General features: G+C 38.5%; 12 protein-coding genes. 6 read left to right on the top strand and 6 right to left on the bottom strand.

Annotated elements, in window-relative coordinates; all coding sequences use genetic code 11:
- Positions 1-143 precede the first annotated feature (143 nt).
- On the bottom strand, positions 144-2,324 hold the full coding sequence (gene ppk1, locus ACM0OY_RS12740; protein ID WP_414569216.1) for a polyphosphate kinase 1: 2,181 nt from the start codon (positions 2,322-2,324) through the stop codon (positions 144-146).
- A 620-nt stretch (positions 2,325-2,944) separates the two neighbouring features.
- Between ppk1 and ACM0OY_RS12745 the strand changes: the two genes are divergently transcribed.
- Entirely contained in the window at positions 2,945-3,355 is a 411-nt protein-coding gene (locus ACM0OY_RS12745) for a hypothetical protein (protein ID WP_414569217.1), read from the top strand.
- A gap of 640 nt (positions 3,356-3,995) precedes the next feature.
- Complete coding sequence (locus ACM0OY_RS12750; RefSeq protein ID WP_414569218.1) at positions 3,996-4,439, top strand: hypothetical protein; 444 nt, start codon at positions 3,996-3,998, stop codon at positions 4,437-4,439.
- 348 nt (positions 4,440-4,787) lie between these two features.
- Here ACM0OY_RS12750 and ACM0OY_RS12755 read toward each other — a convergent pair whose 3' ends face one another.
- Positions 4,788-7,673, bottom strand: a complete 2,886-nt coding sequence (locus ACM0OY_RS12755; protein WP_414569219.1) for a hypothetical protein — start codon at positions 7,671-7,673, stop codon at positions 4,788-4,790.
- A gap of 382 nt (positions 7,674-8,055) precedes the next feature.
- On the opposite strand from ACM0OY_RS12755, the gene ACM0OY_RS12760 reads away from it, so the two are divergent.
- Entirely contained in the window at positions 8,056-9,540 is a 1,485-nt protein-coding gene (locus ACM0OY_RS12760) for a sensor histidine kinase (RefSeq protein ID WP_414569220.1), read from the top strand.
- Between the two features lie 559 nt (positions 9,541-10,099).
- A complete protein-coding gene (locus ACM0OY_RS12765) occupies positions 10,100-10,828 on the top strand; it encodes a hypothetical protein (protein WP_414569221.1) in 729 nt (242 codons plus the stop codon).
- A 179-nt stretch (positions 10,829-11,007) separates the two neighbouring features.
- On the opposite strand, the gene ACM0OY_RS12770 is transcribed toward ACM0OY_RS12765, so the two are convergent.
- Positions 11,008-12,087 (bottom strand): tetratricopeptide repeat protein, encoded by a 1,080-nt coding sequence (locus tag ACM0OY_RS12770; protein WP_414569222.1) that lies wholly within the window; start codon positions 12,085-12,087, stop codon positions 11,008-11,010.
- A 102-nt stretch (positions 12,088-12,189) separates the two neighbouring features.
- Entirely contained in the window at positions 12,190-12,813 is a 624-nt protein-coding gene (locus tag ACM0OY_RS12775) for a sigma-70 family RNA polymerase sigma factor (protein WP_414569223.1), read from the bottom strand.
- A gap of 197 nt (positions 12,814-13,010) precedes the next feature.
- Here ACM0OY_RS12775 and ACM0OY_RS12780 point away from each other — a divergent pair, with 197 nt between their 5' ends.
- Both ACM0OY_RS12780 and ACM0OY_RS12785 read left to right on the top strand, forming a co-directional pair.
- Entirely contained in the window at positions 13,011-13,607 is a 597-nt protein-coding gene (locus ACM0OY_RS12780) for a glyoxalase-like domain protein (RefSeq protein ID WP_414569224.1), read from the top strand.
- A 117-nt stretch (positions 13,608-13,724) separates the two neighbouring features.
- Positions 13,725-14,180 carry a DUF29 domain-containing protein gene (locus ACM0OY_RS12785; protein ID WP_414569258.1) on the top strand — a complete coding sequence of 152 codons (456 nt, stop codon included), beginning with the start codon at positions 13,725-13,727 and terminating at the stop codon, positions 14,178-14,180.
- Positions 14,181-14,207: 27 nt separating this feature from the next.
- Here ACM0OY_RS12785 and ACM0OY_RS12790 read toward each other — a convergent pair whose 3' ends face one another.
- Positions 14,208-16,586, bottom strand: a complete 2,379-nt coding sequence (locus ACM0OY_RS12790; protein WP_414569225.1) for a CHAT domain-containing protein — start codon at positions 16,584-16,586, stop codon at positions 14,208-14,210.
- 5 nt (positions 16,587-16,591) lie between these two features.
- Entirely contained in the window at positions 16,592-16,987 is a 396-nt protein-coding gene (locus ACM0OY_RS12795) for a hypothetical protein (protein WP_414569226.1), read from the bottom strand.
- Positions 16,988-17,001: the final 14 nt, after the last annotated feature.

A 17,001-nucleotide genomic window follows, 5' to 3' on the forward strand; every position in this document is an offset into this window, starting at 1 on the left:
TATAAAAAAACTAAGTCGATCTAGCTTTGACACTCCCCACAGCTAGAAGCTGGGGGATTCTTGCTTGACAGGGATTCCAAATAGCTAGAACCTGGGGGCTTGTGCCCTTTGATTTTCGGTCAAGATATAGGGAATTTATCTTTTTAATCAATCAGGTTTGAGGCTACACCAGTTAGACGTAAGGCCATATTGATCAGAGTTTTTTGGGAATTAGCTTCTGGAGAATCATCATAGGGACGGCGTTGAATGTAGGTGCCATCGGCTTGTAAGTCCCAAGCTTGGCGATTATCTGCGAGCATAATTCCCAGGATTTCTTGCAAATCTTTAGCAATATCTGGGTCTTTGATTGGGGTAATTACTTCCACTCGTCGGTCTAAGTTGCGGCGCATCCAGTCAGCACTGCCAATATAAATTTCTTCCTGTGTGTTGTTATGAAAATAATAAATTCGAGAGTGTTCTAAAAAGCGACCGACAATGCTGATTATATGAATATTTTCACTAATGTCTTTGAGTCCTGGACGCAAACAGCAAACGCCCCTAACAATTAAATCAATTTGCACTCCGGCGCGGGAAGCTTCATATAAAGTGGCGATAATTTCGGGATCGACTAAAGAATTCATTTTGGCAACAATGCGCCCAGAAAAGCCATTTTGAACATTTTCGATTTCGCGGCGAATTAATGCCAAAAAGCGATCGCGCATATTCACAGGTGCAACCAACACCTCTCGATAAGACTTTTGCCGAGAGTAGCCTGTCAAGAAATTAAATAAATCTGTGATGTCGGCACCCAATTCTTCACGGCAACTAAACAATCCCAAATCTGTATACAAACGTGCAGTTTTTGGGTTATAGTTACCAGTCCCAATATGTACGTAGCGACGCATCCGGTCTTTTTCTCGCCGGACTACCATCACGGTTTTACTGTGGGTTTTCAGCCCCACTAAACCATAGACAACATGAACTCCAACTCTTTCTAGTCGTCTTGCCCAGTAAATATTATTCTCTTCATCAAACCGCGCTTTTAATTCCACCAGCACAGATACCTGCTTGCCATTTTCGGCAGCGGCGATTAAAGCGTTAACGATGGGTGAGTCGCCAGAAGTCCGATAGAGAGTCATTTTGATGGCTAGGACATTAGGGTCGTAGGCGGCGTAAGTAATAAACCGCACCACCGAGGCGGAAAAAGATTGATATGGATGATGTACTAACAAATCTTTTTCACGAATTACCGCAAAAAAGTCTTTTCCTTCGTCTGTTTCCAATGCATCTGGGTCTAAACTGGGTTCTCTAAGACGTTGGAGGCGCGACGGTACAACAGATTGACGTGGTGGATCTTTGAGTTCTGGTAGTGGCAAGGACATGAAAGACATCAAATCCCGCAGTCCTAAAAGGCCATCTACTTCGTAAACATCACTGTCTGTTAATTCTAAATCTTGCAATAATCGCGATCGCACTGGTTCAGGTGTTTGGGATTGAATTTCTAGCCTGACTGGACTTCCACCCAGCCGCCGTTTTCGCAATTCTTGTTCGATCGCTAATAACAAATCATCTGCTTCATCTTCTTCTAATACCAAATCCGCATCACGGGTAATGCGAAATGGATGATATTCTTGAATATTCATCCCTGGAAATAGGGATTCCAAATTATGAGCGATCGCTTGTTCTAAAGGTACCCCAACCCAGTGAATCAGTTTTTCATTATCTGGGGTTGCTAACTCACGAGGTATAGGTAAAAATCGCGGCAGAACGTTAGGTACTTTGACTCTGGCAAAGAATTCTTCATCGGTGTCTGGATTTTTGACCACAACTGCCAAATTCAGACTGAGATTAGAAATAAAAGGAAACGGATGACTGGGGTCAACAGCCAGGGGAGTCAAAACGGGAAAAACTTGTTCTTCGAAATAGCTGTCGAGATGATTCCGCTGTGTCTGATTTAAATCTATGTAATCCAAGATATGGATGCCATGAGTTGCTAACAGAGGGCGAAGTACTTGCTCAAAATGTTGATGCTCTTTCTTCACTTGGGGAATCAAGGTAGACCGAATATCATCTAGCTGTTGTTGTGGCGTCCGACCATCGGGAGTTAACAGGGTAACTTTCGCTTCTACTTGTTGCTTTAAAGCGGCAACGCGCACCATAAAAAACTCATCTAAATTAGAGTTGAATATTCCCAAAAACTTGAGGCGTTCGAGAAGTGGGGTGCGATCGTCACACGCTTCATGTAAAACCCTGCCATTAAACTCTAACCAGCTTAACTCTCGGTTAAGATAATATTGTGAATCGTTAAGATTGATGGGATTAGTGCTTTTTTTAGACTTTGCCATAATGACTTAAAGGCAGGCAGGTGCAGCCATTTAACTTGGGGACAATAAACATAGTAAGTTAAATAGTGCTTGAGCGTTACGCCCAGACAACAGTTAGTCATAGCTGCATTTTATAGGTGCTTTTAATTATGTGGAATATTTGTATTTCGTAAGGGCGCATAGCTGTGCACCCCTACAACGTTATGCCTGAGAATTCAAATCGTTGCCCACGGCATATTACCCATGAAGATGCACTCAAGATTTAGCAAAGATATGACATGGCTAATTTGGAAAATTTCTGAGTAATTATTAAGCGCAGTTTACAGAGAATTTTGGTATTAAAGTCAGTCTCAAGTCATACCTTTGTCACTTTTGGGATGTAGTTTTTCAAAATACGAACTTTAGTAAGCATTACCACAACTGCTATACAGGCATCAATGAGACAGAAGATTTACTGTATCTCTTGCCTGATTAAGATTTTGTTGGTGGTATTGAGATCTACACTCACAATTTTTCTATTAATTTTTTTAATTTATGACCACCAATTTTTTGAATAAATTCAGTGTTATCACTGAATTGTTTATGGAGAGCAATAGTTATATTGAAAACGCAAAGATGAATACACAAGGAGCTTGTGAATCATGAAACTATCTACAATTATCAAAGGCAGTGTTTGCGTATTAGGTTTGGTTGGTGTTAGTAATTTCTTTGCGGCACCTGCAAAAGCAGATCAAGCTGCTGCTCGTGGTGCAGTTACAATAGTTAGACCTTCAGGTTCTTCTATCAGCGTCAGTGGTGAAATAGTTGCTCCTAGTGGTATGCAATTCCCTGGCCCATTAACAGTTACACCTACATACGAAGGTACTCTAGGCGGAAATGATGAAGCCATCACAGATCTGACAGTAGACCCAGGTGCAATTGAAGAATCTGTGGTAACTGGCGGCACCACAATCGAAGCAGCGATCGCAGCAGCGATTACTGCCGGTGCTTTTACTGATGTTGTAGACATTGCAACCTTGGTTAGAGCAGCTAGTTCTGGCGGTTTAGAGTAGTTTGATTGTTAGCTCAGAAAATCACTATAGTGTGAAAATCCATCGGCTCTTAATCTAGATGTTTTCACACCCTGGGCTAGTTTTCAATATCTTTTTGGGTTTCCTTTGAGGAAGCATTGCCAGCAGTAGAGATAAAATCATTGTGCATCCCTACGCTAGGCATTTGCATTGAAATATTTGGTAATACGCAAATCAATTCCTTGACTCACTCTCCTTTACCTATATTCATAGTTTTGATGCGGGACAAGGTAAAAAGGGAGATGTAACAGATTTAAGAAAAAATACAACCCCTTAAATGTAGTTTAGGGGTGGTATTTCCAAACTTATTCACAATATTACCATATAAACCCGGTTTCTTTAAGAAATCGGGCTTTTAATCTTTGTTTAAATAGATACTTCATAAAATCTTCTTAATAAGGCAAAAGGCAAGAGGCAATAGGCAATAATGAATAGCTAAAAGGCAATAGGGACAAGACAATAAGGCAATAATTAATCTTGCCTTTTGCCCTTTGCCTTTTGCCTTTCTTGACTAAGTGTTAATCCTTATACCAAATTTTAGTAGCCTAGCAATCAAATCTTTTGGGAAGTTACCGCTATATTTCTCATGCCAATTTAAAAGAGCATGAGGAATAAATCACACATGTATAGCGTGTTTTGCCAACTATCTGTAACGTGCAAAAAAAGCATTTATTTGCTGGGCTTTATCAGTTTAGCTAATTTTATTGCAGCGCCAGTATATGCACAAGAAGCTGTAGCGCGTGGTGCTGTTTCTATAGTTTCGCCTTCTGGCGCTTATCAAAGTGTTAGTGGTGAACTGTTCTTGCCTGTTAGTAATAATGTTTTAAATCCTGGCACAAGTACGACTCTAACAATCACGCCTACTTTTACAAATATTGGAACAATTAATGAAAGAATAACTTCATTATCTCTCACGGTAGGAACAGCAACAGAAGTAATAACAAACAATAATAATTCACTTGTGAATCAAAATATAGAAACAGTCAATAATTTAACATCAATTTCTGATACAACATCTCTTATTGAGACAACCAACGGCACTAACGGTTTAGGGGCTTTGGAATAGTACAAAAGACTATATTAAGTAAGTCAGCGCTAATATTTCATAGCTATATTAAGAAGTTTAAATGTAGGGTGCGTTGTCGCGAAGCGCAACGCACCGTCAACAGTTTCTTTGATCAAAATTCTAGATCACAAAGTGGCTAACGCAACGCTTACGTAATTCGCAATTAAAAAATCTAGATCCAGTATTAAGCCCCTGCGAATAGAATTCGCGGCTACACAGGCAAAGTCGGCCTCCGCGGACTAACAGAAAATTAAGGGTTTGAAACCCACGGAGGTGGGTTTTGTTTGTGTAGACGCGGTTTCTAACCGCCCGTTTCGCGTTAAATTGAATACACCTTCGGCATCTTACCTAAAATCTATAACCACCTTTAATTTGCATATCAAACCCATTTTCGCCCGTACCAATTAGAGATTCTAAAAAAACATTATTATCTGGAAACTGGTGTCTAAAAATTAATCCGTAATTTATGCCAGAAACTCGGCTATTTAAGCCTACATTTCTCGTGGCATAATTTTTAATATAAGCGCCAAGAGAGAAATTTGTGCCGAGTCTTTGTAAACCCTTTAATTCATAGAAAAAGTTTTGACCGAATTCTAGATTTGTATTAATATTCAAACCCGTACTAGTACTGAGTTCACCACTAAACAAGCCTAACAATTCACCATTGCTATTTTCTTGAATATAAGCGATCGCAGGCGCTAAAGAAAAGCTTAAATATTTTTGTTGACGATTAAAGTAATAACTTAAGACAGTGGATAAAGGATTATTAGCGTTCGATGCACTATTCCAGTTAATTTGTAATGACGGTACGTGAGTATTGATAGCTACTGGTTTTTTATTTGAATCTAACTGGACATGAGTTTTAATCTGGTTAACCAAAGCACTAACATATATACCTATAGATGGTTCTGGTAACCCTAAATTATTATTAGAAACTCCTGGTGCTGATTGAGCATCTACATTAAACCAAGTTCCTAAGCTAGCGCTATAGTTTAAGTCACCACTGGAACCAGCAGCTAATAATTCGACTGAAGGTAAAGAAAGATAACCATTAAAACCGTCAAAACTTACACCTATGAGGTCAACTCTGGTAAGTTCAAAATAATCGAATGCCAAATCAAATGTCCGGACTGGAAGTGGCACTATAGTATTATCTGCCGAACTAAATTTTTGTACAAATTGTCTGCCTTGGGGATTAGTTAGAATAACTTCAACAGCACTAGATTCGTTAATGGGATTAATATCTGTATTATTCAAAGGAATTTGATTTCCTATGAAAGTCAAAGGGCCAAATCTTTCATTAGAAAGCCTAAGGGTTGAAAAAAATGTATCACCTGGATCTAAAAGTTCAATCTTTCTTCCTAAAAATTGGACGGCGCGTTTGTGATTTCCTGTTCTCAGTGTCAAAATACTAGAATTTTTGGGAGTAATTTTACTCTCAATTGTCATATTCCCTGATACTTGTTCCAGGTTACTGGCTGCATTAGAATAAGCTAAAGTACGATTAAGCCTGTTATTAATTTGTCTTCTTTGATCTGGTGTAGACTTTGTATTTAATTCAGCAAAGCTTTCTCCGTTTTTAAATCTTTCCCGCGCTTCTTTTAAACTTTCGTTAATATTATCTATTTTAATAAATTTAAAAATTCCACCTAATGCCAGCCCTAAAGTAGAATTAACTGTTTGTATCCCATCAATATTAAAGTCACTAAAATTAGCTGTAATCGAGAATCCCGGACTAGCAAAAACATTAGAATAACTTGCACTAATTTTTTCCGGGTCATATTGAATAATGGTGCGGTTATGAGGATAGCTAGCGTATAACCTGTGCCAATCAGAAGTTCTTTGTGGTGCCTGGGATACAACTTCAAATTCCGGGTCTCTTTTGCCGAAAGATACCCAAAATAAAGAATTTAAATAACTTAAGTCTCTTTCAGTTTGTGTTAGGTAAGGATTGACTGCTATATTTAATAAATCAGGATTATCAAATCTACCTCGCTGGGCAATCTTAACGCCTGGTAATGAAGAAACAGGAGCAGTAAAACCAAAACCTTCACCTGTTAAGATATCGCCCCAAAAAATGCCAGCTGCTTCTAGAGCAGAATTAGGAATAATTTCGCCTAGTTGAAGTCTAACATTTCCTCCATCTAATAGAGGCTTTAAATTAGTAGTCGGAAAGGCTTGCAAAATTCGAGGGGTATTAGTAGCATCTAATAAATCAAATAAAGCTTCGCCACCTTGATTACTTAAAGTCGAACCACTACCAATATTTGGGGTAGGATTTCTTAAAATTGTGACATTAGGATCTTCAGGATTAACTCCGCTATTAATTATTACTCTACCAGCAGGAACTCCTTCAGGATTAATTAGTTGCCCTGCTATAGAAACTATAGAAAAATTATCAACTCCAACTTCACCGATTAATTCGTCAAAATTGATCGGTAAAGTATTCAGAGATTGTAAACCCCAAAATGCTTGGGTTGATGTCATATTTTGGGTACTGTAATTTTCTGAAGATCTACCTTGGTAAAGAATACCGGCTTGTGTACCTTTGGTTTCAATTACTAATCTATTGTTATCGAGAACCCAGTAAAACTGGTCAGATTCAGGAAATTTTCCATAGGTAAATTTTTCAATAATCTGATTATCTTCGGAAAATCTGATACTTAAATCTGTATCTATATAATTTTCGTCTTTATTTGGCTTAAATAATTGAGGTTTAAAAGTCAGATTATCTGTTGGATTAGTAATCCAAGGATACCTGTTAGCACTTGCAGTCAGAGCATCAATAATTATTTTATTTTGGATTACTTGTTGTTCTTTTTTTGTTCGACGTAGTTTTTCTATTAGTATTCGTTGCTGGAGTGTGCGTGGTTTTGCTTCATTTGGATTTGATGGTTTAACTGTATCTGGCTGAGGTTTTTCTTCCTCTTCTGCAGGTGGTTTGGGGGGGTTGTCTTTATATTCTTCAATTGGGATAACGTCAGCTATGGTGAATTTGCGTAACTGTTTTGGCTTGTCTAAATTAGATTTAGTATCTTTTAAAGCCTGTATTAAAATTGCTTTTCTTTGAGAATTATCTATTTTATTAGACTGATTACTGGTGATGAAACCAATATTATTTTTACTATTTATATCTAGAGCGATCGCAGATACTTGAATTAATACAATCTCAAATGAAATTGTTGAATACAACAAACAAATTCCAATGATTTTTGCATTGACTTTGAATCTCATTAGGGAGATATTGATAATTGTCTGAATTGAAATTTTCAAGGTAATCACAATAAAATTTCTGGAAATTCAAGTTATCTGAAAGTTGCTAATATCTGAGATAAATCATTATTAAATATTTAAAATTTAATTTTTTTATTGGTTTATTTGGATGCATTTAACAGCAGTTTCAGTAAATCTCAATATAAACAGTCAAAGAAAATCAATTTTTTATCTTTCGTGTAAAGAATAAAATAAGATTAAGCAGATTTACCGCAACAAGAGTGTAATTCTTGAGTAAAAATTCAACCTCAGCAAAATCACCAAAAGTCAAAAATTCAGCTATTCTTTAGCCGTATAAATACGTAATGTGAGGATATTCAGTCAAAAAAATGGAGTCAAAAATATGTTTCAGGCTACTCGCCGCCGTCTAGCAATTTGGTACACTGCTGTAACTGCCGTATTACTACTACTGTTTGCTAGCGGCGTTTATTTATACGTCCGCAGTACACTGATTGAGCGAATTGACGATACTCTTAGCCATGTAGTGGAAATAGTAGAGCGATGTTTAACAACAAACCCATGTGCATCTAGACTCATAGTTGAGCCAGTCAATTCCAGCGCTGATAAATTTCTGATGAATGTAGAGGCGAGTTTTCCTGAGAATGCTGACAGCGTAGAAGATGACCACATCGACCTAGAATGGTTTAGTCCAAATGGTGAATTAGTTTGGTCAACGCTATCCGAACCTTTAAATATTCCCATTCATGCCAACCGCACCGGTGAAACCGTCCGTGTAGTCAAGGGAGAGAAACAAAAAGACGGAGATGATAAATTCCGTACAGACACGGTTAATCGCGTCTCTACCCACTCCCCACTCTTATTGCGGCAAGTCACACAACGGGTGGAAGTGGGGCGGCAAGTATTAGGATATCTGCGTGTTAGCCATCCTTGGTTTGAAGTTACTAAGCCCAGTCGCCAATTAATTTTTGATTTGGCATTGGGTATTGGGTTAATGGTGGTTTCTGTGGGAGCAAGTGGCTGGTTTCTTTCGGGTAAAGCTATGGAACCAGTCGGTGAGTCTTATCAACGCCTCAAGCAATTTACTGCTGATGCTTCTCATGAACTGAGAAGTCCCATCACTTTGATTCAAACCAATGTGCAAGTCGCCCTTGCTGACTTGGAGTTAGCAGATACAGAAACTACTACTTCTGTGCAATATCAACAACAGTTAAAGATGGTGGAACGCTTAACTCAGCGTTTGGGTAGGTTAGTCAACGATTTACTCTTTTTAGCAAGACAAGATAGTGGTATTAGCAAAGATGCCTTTGCGCCTTGTCCGCTGGACGCTTTGTTGATGGAAGTCCTTGAAGAACAACAACTGCTATTTCCTGAAAAACAAATTGCCTTGACTCTAGACTTAGTTGATCCTCCCGTCTCGGAAACTAGCCCCAAATTACTAGAAAATTGGTTTACCCTTGTGGGTAATTGGGATCAACTGGTGCGACTGTTCACAAATTTGATTGCGAATGCCTTGCATTACACACCAGCAGATGGACAGGTAAAAGTAGAATTGGCGCGGATAGAGGGAATAAATCGCGTTTCTGGGCGACGTTACACCAGTGGTCAGTTGCAAGTTATAGTCAGTGATACCGGAGTTGGAATTCCACCAGAGGCGCTACCGCACTTATTTGACCGCTTTTATCGGGTAGACCCGGCACGCACTCATAGCACTGGGAATACAGCTACAGCCAGCGTTACTGGTTCAGGATTGGGATTAGCGATCGCTGCTGCTATTGTCGAATATCACCAGGGTCATATTCAAGTTGAAAGTACCCAAGGCATTGGCACCACCTTCACTGTGACTTTACCAATAACTCTTGAGTCTTAAATTCTCAATTCAATAATTTGCTTTGATTTTTTAATTTATTTGTTATGCGGGGAGTGGTACAGACGCGATTAATCGCGTCTGTACGGAGTAGGAATCAGCGTTTTTGAGTTGACGGTGAGTTTTGTCACGCAATCAAATATCAGTCCCATATTGTTTCTTGTGGCAGATGTAAATATTTAGCTTTTTTACTATCAGCATCTGGAAAACAAGACAAATTAACTAATATGAAAATGTCTAAACTAAAAATAATCAAAGTGTCTACAGTTTTTGAATGGTTGAGCTTTTCAGCCTTCAGAAGTAAATTTTATGTCCAAAAATATATGATTTTCAAGTCTAGAGTTAGATGTAAAACACGTAAATAATTATCAAAATGAAAAAGTTATTCAAGAATTTAGAACTCAAAATTCAAAAGTCGGAGTTGTTAAAGAACTAGGATTACATACCAAATTAATATACTTATCTTACTAAAATCCGTGACAATTTCTGAATTCTAAGTCCTAAATTCTTACATTTAAAATTTTTCCAAATCAGCCAACCTAAGTCTTTCTAGGAGTTAACAATGGTTAATAATTTTCCAATTTTTCGCAAATCTGCTGAATTTTTAGGTGCTATTTGCGGAGGATTGCTGATTATACTGCCAGCAGTTCCTCAAGCAGTTGCACAACAATCTACTCCCCGAGTTAACCCTTGTCCTAGTATTTTCTACGAAGAACCACATAACTCTCGCGTTGTGGTACCCCAAGGATGTCCTCCCAATGCCCTAACTCAAAGACTAGCAGCCCAAGGACTTCTTCCCGTCCCTGCGACTCCATCACCAGATCAAGCAAGATTAGGTGTGGGTGGTGAAGAACCTCCAGTACCATCACAACCAGGTGTCATACAACCACGCACAGTTCCGCCAGTTCAGGGAGAAGTAGCTCCTGTGTCACCAGAACCAGGTGCTACAGTACCAGTAGAACCACGACAAGCCCCTAGCGCTAGAATCGCACTCACAAATAGCAGAGTTAATATCAGGTTAGTGAATGACACTGCGACTAATGTAACTTACCAAGTTATCGGCGATACCGCACCGCGATCGCTACCGGGTAAATCTGGTGTCACACTCCAAGGTGTAACAGTACCAGTATCAGTGACATTCCAACGAGAAGATGGCGGACAATTGACGGTAACTCCACAAGCTTCATCAGAACCAGGAAGCTTAGAAGTTACATTTAACGAAGCCACCGATGCAACCCAAGGCAGAAGTGCTATGAGAATTGAGCAAAACGGTTCAGTGTTCTTCAATTAATAAAAGCAAGGTGTTCTAAATTTAGCAGGGTAGCATACGTATGCTACCCTGCTGCGTGTTTCCTTCAAAAGATTTCCGGTGTCGTATTTCTAAGCTAATGAGCATTTAAGTTGCATAAAACCAGGGCTGGAGCCGCTTACTACAAGCGAATCACTCTGGAAAAATGAATGACGATTAGCTTACTTCTTGAGCATTTTTGTCAGCTTATCCAGCAATAGCACTTCTTGTTTGCTATCTTCCAATCTTCGCGCCAGTATAATCGCTCTTTCGTAAAAATTACGAGCAGTTGGGTAATTACCTAACTGCTCGTATAATTGAGCGTAGGATTCAAAAGATTTTAATTCTTCTCGCACATTTTGTAATTCTTTGGCGAGTATTAAACGCTCCTCTAATAAGTCAAAAGCGCGTTCGTGGCGTCCTACGGCACTGTGAGCTGTAACTAAACCATCAATTGCCCGTAATTCATTAGTGCGATCGCGGTTAATTTTAGCAAGCCGCATTGCTGCACCATAACTACCAATGGTATCTTGATAATTTCCCGATGCTAGATAAGCCTCACCTAAATTATTTAAAGTGTTTGCCTCACCGATAGCATCACCACTTTGACGCCGAAAAATTAAGGAATTTTCATATAATTTAATTGCCTTGTTGTAATCTCCCAACCTCGCTGTTACTAATCCCAAATTACTCAGAGATAGTCCTTGACCTTCAATATTTTTCACATTCTGAGCAATTGTAAGTGCCTCTTGGGCAGTTTTGCCAGCAGCCACAAATTCTCCTTTTTGGAGTAAAAATGTCGCAATATTATTCAGCACAAAAATTTGAGATTGAAAGTCTTTAGTATCACGAGCGATCGCTAATCCTCGCCGTAAAGCATCTTCGGCTTCTTTGAAACTACCTAACTGGATATAAGCCTTAGCAAGCAAATTATAAGTCAAACCTTGGGCTTTCAGGTCGCCAATTGAATGATATAGTTCTAGTGCCTGCAAGCAAGAGGCAATTGTTTTGTTGGCATATCCTGAGGCATATTGTTGTTCGCCGATACGCAGCAAACTGTCTGCTTCATCTCTTGATTGTCGTCCAACGGAACTATTTAAAGGACGGTGGAGTTGTTCAGTAATATCAACCGCACCCGCAGCTATAGGAGTCAGCAGAAAAGTAAATAGTAAAAAGCTATGCAAAAGTATCTGGCGACGAAAAATCCCAGTTACATCAACTAAGTCTACCTTGTGCCTTGGGAATACAAGCTGTTGTCTCATAAAACTTACCCATCGAGTTGTGGGTTTAAGTAGAAGGTCTAAAGTGAAGTTTTAATTTTAAATTGAAGACAACAAATACTCGTATTTATACGTAAGCTAAACTTAGGCAAAATCTTCACCAAGATAGATAGCACGAATATCTGTGGGTAATTTGTCCTCTAGCATACGATAGCCTTCCTGGAGAAAATTGGCTACTTCGTTAGGAGCGATCGCTTCTCCTTCTGCTTGCAAATAAGCAGCAATTCTAGTGTCACTCCAATGGAAAGTTTGAGACATCAACACGATTAAGCGCAGAATCGGAGGTAATTGATCTAATGCTTGTTCTACATAGCACCATAGCGGCGGCGAAGTTGCCTCAAGAGAATAGTGAATTGCTTCTGTGGGTGGTACTCTAATCTCGTTAATACAGAAAGCAGTCATGTTAATTAACCAATTTTGCATGGTTAACGTTTCTTCGCTCGATTGCGGACGAGTTAAATTTAGTCCACCGAGTTCGTAGTAGATATGTCGCCAGGTAAGGGCAAACAGATAATCAGCTTGCACAGGCGATCGCGCCGAATGCCGAATTAAGGTATACACTATGGGGCTATAGCGGCAAAAAATCACTGTAAAATACTTGCCAGCATCGGGATACTGCTGAAACAGAGTCAGTAATTCATCGTCACTGTGATGAAACAGCGACTTAACCAGGGGGTGATTAGCTTCAGGAAAAGAAGGAATTTGCATCAGCCTTGCGATTGATAGTTGTTAAAAATAATTTTGGCAATTGCACTCTTGTAGTTAATCGCATAATATCTTGGTGTTGCTCAATTTGAGCCTCAGACTCAGACTAGTTAAATATTGATAAACTAAAAACAAGGACTTAATTTTAGTCTTGATTGACAATCATAAAAGCCTCTCACTTATAGAATCCTTATTTGTTCATGGTTATAGCAGTTAGCGTGATATCGTTCCTCTTGAGTCCCCTTACTTTAGCCTCCTTTTTGCCCTCCCTGCCTTTGGATAGCATCTTCTCTACTCAAGGCATCATGGTAATGCTGTTGGCGGCTTACGCTGGTGCCATGTGGATGTTCCTCACCAGTGCGCCAAAAGTACATACTGTGATGGTGTCAGATTTGGAGATTGCCCGACAGTTGTATGAAGGGCTGCTAGATTTGCCAGCAGCTGAAGTGCCTTTGCACTACTACTACAACTACGAACAAACTATAGGTGCAACTGGAATCGATCCGCTGTATATGTCTACCGGGCCGAGTTTCTCAAGTAAAACGATGAATAATGCCAGCGAAGGGCTGTGGTATCAATTGAAGAAAAATACCCAGCTACACGTTATTACTGGTGCAAGTTTAGGTAGCAAAAATCAGCAACGTCACGTTTGCTTTGACCATGAATGTCTGGAAATGATTTTAATGCGAGTCGAAGTGCGCGGTTTGAAATTCAAGATTCGTAACCAAAAGCCCCTAAATTTTTTGGTCAAGGACTATGAAGGGCGGGTGATTGAACTGGCTGAAGTAGCGAATTAGTTCAGAATTCAGAATTCAGAATTCAGAATGTAATTAGTTGTATCTTAGAAAGAGTAGGGTGTGTTGTCGCGCAGCGCAACGCACCATTTTAATATGGGTGTAAATAAATTGGAAAAAATGTACACATCTCACCTATATGAAACAGATTTCTATGCTTGGACGCAAGAGCAGGTTAGCTTGCTCAAAACTCAACAATGGGAACAATTAGATACGCTTAACTTGATTGAAGAAATTGAAACTTTGGGTAGAAAAGAACGACAAGAATTGCGAAATCGGTTGGGAGTATTACTAGGACATTTGCTCAAATGGAAATTTAAACCAGAAAAACGTAGCAATAGCTGGTTGGGTACAATTCGAGAGCAACGCGTTCAAATTAAGCTGCTTTTCCAAGATAGCCCTAGTTTGAAACCCTATCTTGATGGAGTTTTCTTCAGTGTTTATGAACTAGGTTTGGCCTTGGCGATTCGAGAAACTGAGTTAGATGAAAATGTTTTTCCAGAAATCTGCCCCTACACTTTAGATGAAACCTTAAATCCTGAATTTTTACCAAATTCAAATCAGGTTGATGAGTAAGCGAGTAATTATTTCAATACTGATTTGTCACCTTAAACCGTGACAAATAAAAGCAGCCCAGTAACGAGGATGTGAAAAAGGAAACTCTTCAGGCGAATTTTTGATGTCATAAATTTGACTCAACACTTTACGGTAATTTTTATATTCACAGTCCCACTCTAAATAGTTGGCTGAATCTTTGGAATACTGGTTTCTATTAGTTTTCGCTTCTTTCGACCTTTTGATAACTTGACTATAAAATTCTTCTATATCCTCTCTACTTAGCAGTGCCTCTTTATTAAGTTCGCGCAGTTTTATTTGGGCTTGCTGCAATGCTTGAGGACGATTTTTACCTTCTTGTCGCTGCTGGTAGTAAAAAATCGAAAATAATGCTGTGGCTAAATCATTAACTGACCACAAAGTGCTAACTACACTTCTAGCACCAGCACACAAAAATCCTGTGGAAAGAGTAAGAATATCATCAGTTAAGGAAGGAGTACCCAAATTAGTTTCGCAGCAAGACAAAAATACTTCTACAAGTTTAGGTAAACGCCAGCTTGGAGTCATCAATTGCCCCAAGGTGATACTGCTATCATGTGCTAATTTTAATTGTGATTCTAAAGGATTATCGAGGCGAGATTCTGCATGGTGGCAGGAATGAAGTATTTGAACTTGTTGCGCTAATTGTCGATAGTTCTTAGTGGTGGCTTGGCTACTACCGATTAATCTATTTTCTTGTGGAATATTGTATATTTGAGCGAGTTTTTCCCCTTCAAATCTGGCACAGGGAAGGTTATCTTCTGCATCCTCCACAGTGCCATATTTTAGAGACATTTTATCTACAGTGCCACGTTGTTGACAGAATTCTAAAATTTGGCAACTTGGGCTGTAACGAATCAGAAATTTATCTCCTAAATATTCGTGGTATTCTCCTGTAGGTAAAGCAGCGAACGGAATTTGATGGAGTAACAGGTGAGGTACTAAAATTAATTCTTCTATTTCTTGAAGATGTTGAGATATGAGTTCAGATATTTGTAGGCGTTCAGCTAATTCGTGGAGAACACTGTTAATTTGAGTTTCCCATTTTTTGCGTTCATCTCTATAAGGCAATAACCAATTTTGCTCAATCCAGCGTTGCAACGTATCTAATCCTTGTCCTGTGCAGGTGTGAAGAGTAATTTGGTTTTGCTGCACGACAAAAATATGGATGTCGTTGTTAGTAGTGTAGAAACTGAGAATAGCTGTATTGGGTTGGTCAATTAGATTTTGAATTTCTGACAAGCTGAGGGGGTTAACTTGAATTTCTCCAGCTAATACAGGATCTTCGCGTTTGATATTTTCCCAAACTTGTTGTTTTTGTCTTTCTAAAGTGGCGATCGCTTGATTATAAGCTTGAAACGCAGCACGTGTTTCACTGCGATTATTTTCCGATTTATGCCGTTGGCGTTCTTGCTCAATTTGCCGTTGCAGTTCTTCGTATTGCTGCAATAATTCTTGAACTTTTGGGGGGATTTCTTCGCCTTCAAAGAGGTTGTAGCTTGCCATTAAGTCTACAAGAAGTTTGGAGCGCGATCGTTCTGAATATTCAAAGGCTTTTTCTATTTGCCCAGCATTGATGCAAGCTTGCACCATGTTTTGATAAACATCAATGGCTTCTTTGAGGATTTCTTGACGACGAGATTCAGACTTGACCCAAATACGGCTAATCTCTACTGCTTGAATAGCAATAATATAGCCATCAATAGCTTCTTTCCAAAGTCCTGATTTAAAAGCAGTGTTTCCAAGATTGTGAGCAGTTATAACTGCTTCAGCAGGATACATTTCAGGTGTACGAATTTCTAGGGCTAATCTATAATGGGTTATTGCTAGAGTGGTTAAACCTTGGTCGCGGTAAGCATTACCCAAGTTATTCTGAAGTATGGCATAGACAAATGGATTATTTTCACGGGTATAAAATTTTAAAGAATCATAGCAAGATTTAACTGCCAATTGCAAATTTTTTTGTGGATCTCCCTGAACTCTTTTATTATATGCAATACCCAGATTCATTTGAGTATATGCCCACTCTTTAAAAAAACTATTTTGATTTATTACTTCTAATACTTCATTATAAATATTTATTGCTAAATCCCATTTTTCTGAATGATTATTATTCAGTAGATCGCAGTAAGCAGATGCAAGAGTATTTTTTACAATAGTCCATTTTTCAATTGATTTATTTTGTTCAAATATATCTGATACTAAATTACAAATCTTTATTATATTATTTTCTAATATTTCACAATAATCAAATTTAATTTTTGTAATTCTAGCTTTTTTTATATAAAAAGAAACCCTATTATTTTGAATTTCTGCCCACTGTAGAGGAAATTCTTCATAAGAGTAAACTTTTAAAGCATCCTGATAAGCTAATAATGCTTTTTCCAAATTCTCTATTTGATCGCCATAGATACGCTTTCCATAAGCACTTCCAAATTCATTTTAGATGTAGCCCAAAACTTAGGAAAATTATCAAAATTAAAAATGATTTCAATAACCTCGCAACAGGCAATTGCAATATCTAAATTGTCAGCTAAGTTTCCATGTGGAAATTGTGCAATTAATACACCAAAATTACCAATAACACCTGCTACTGCTTGAGCCGCCTTGTATGAGCTTTCTCCAGCAAAGTAATTTTTAGTCCAATGACGCAACAATTCAGCAAAATTTAAACTAAGTTTATCTAAATTCTCTTGCAAGAAAGGATAAATTACCTTGGTATCAGAATCACTCTCTGACATTTGTATAACTATTTTGAGCAAGAAATCTACTAATTCTTCTTCCATCATTAATTTAGTATTTA

Source organism: Nostoc sp. CCY 9925, from assembly GCF_963920935.1.
Classification (GTDB): Bacteria; Cyanobacteriota; Cyanobacteriia; order Cyanobacteriales; family Nostocaceae; genus Nostoc.

Excerpts from the sequence above, each read along its gene's own strand:
- ppk1 (WP_414569216.1), bottom strand. The coding sequence starts at position 2,324 with ATGGCAAAGTCTAAAAAAAGCACTAATCCCATCAATCTTAACGATTCA.
- ACM0OY_RS12745 (WP_414569217.1), top strand. The coding sequence starts at position 2,945 with ATGAAACTATCTACAATTATCAAAGGCAGTGTTTGCGTATTAGGTTTG.
- ACM0OY_RS12750 (WP_414569218.1), top strand. The coding sequence starts at position 3,996 with ATGTATAGCGTGTTTTGCCAACTATCTGTAACGTGCAAAAAAAGCATT.
- ACM0OY_RS12755 (WP_414569219.1), bottom strand. The coding sequence starts at position 7,673 with ATGAGATTCAAAGTCAATGCAAAAATCATTGGAATTTGTTTGTTGTAT.
- ACM0OY_RS12760 (WP_414569220.1), top strand. The coding sequence starts at position 8,056 with ATGTTTCAGGCTACTCGCCGCCGTCTAGCAATTTGGTACACTGCTGTA.
- ACM0OY_RS12765 (WP_414569221.1), top strand. The coding sequence starts at position 10,100 with ATGGTTAATAATTTTCCAATTTTTCGCAAATCTGCTGAATTTTTAGGT.
- ACM0OY_RS12770 (WP_414569222.1), bottom strand. The coding sequence starts at position 12,087 with ATGAGACAACAGCTTGTATTCCCAAGGCACAAGGTAGACTTAGTTGAT.
- ACM0OY_RS12775 (WP_414569223.1), bottom strand. The coding sequence starts at position 12,813 with ATGCAAATTCCTTCTTTTCCTGAAGCTAATCACCCCCTGGTTAAGTCG.
- ACM0OY_RS12780 (WP_414569224.1), top strand. The coding sequence starts at position 13,011 with ATGGTTATAGCAGTTAGCGTGATATCGTTCCTCTTGAGTCCCCTTACT.
- ACM0OY_RS12785 (WP_414569258.1), top strand. The coding sequence starts at position 13,725 with ATGTACACATCTCACCTATATGAAACAGATTTCTATGCTTGGACGCAA.
- ACM0OY_RS12795 (WP_414569226.1), bottom strand. The coding sequence starts at position 16,987 with ATGATGGAAGAAGAATTAGTAGATTTCTTGCTCAAAATAGTTATACAA.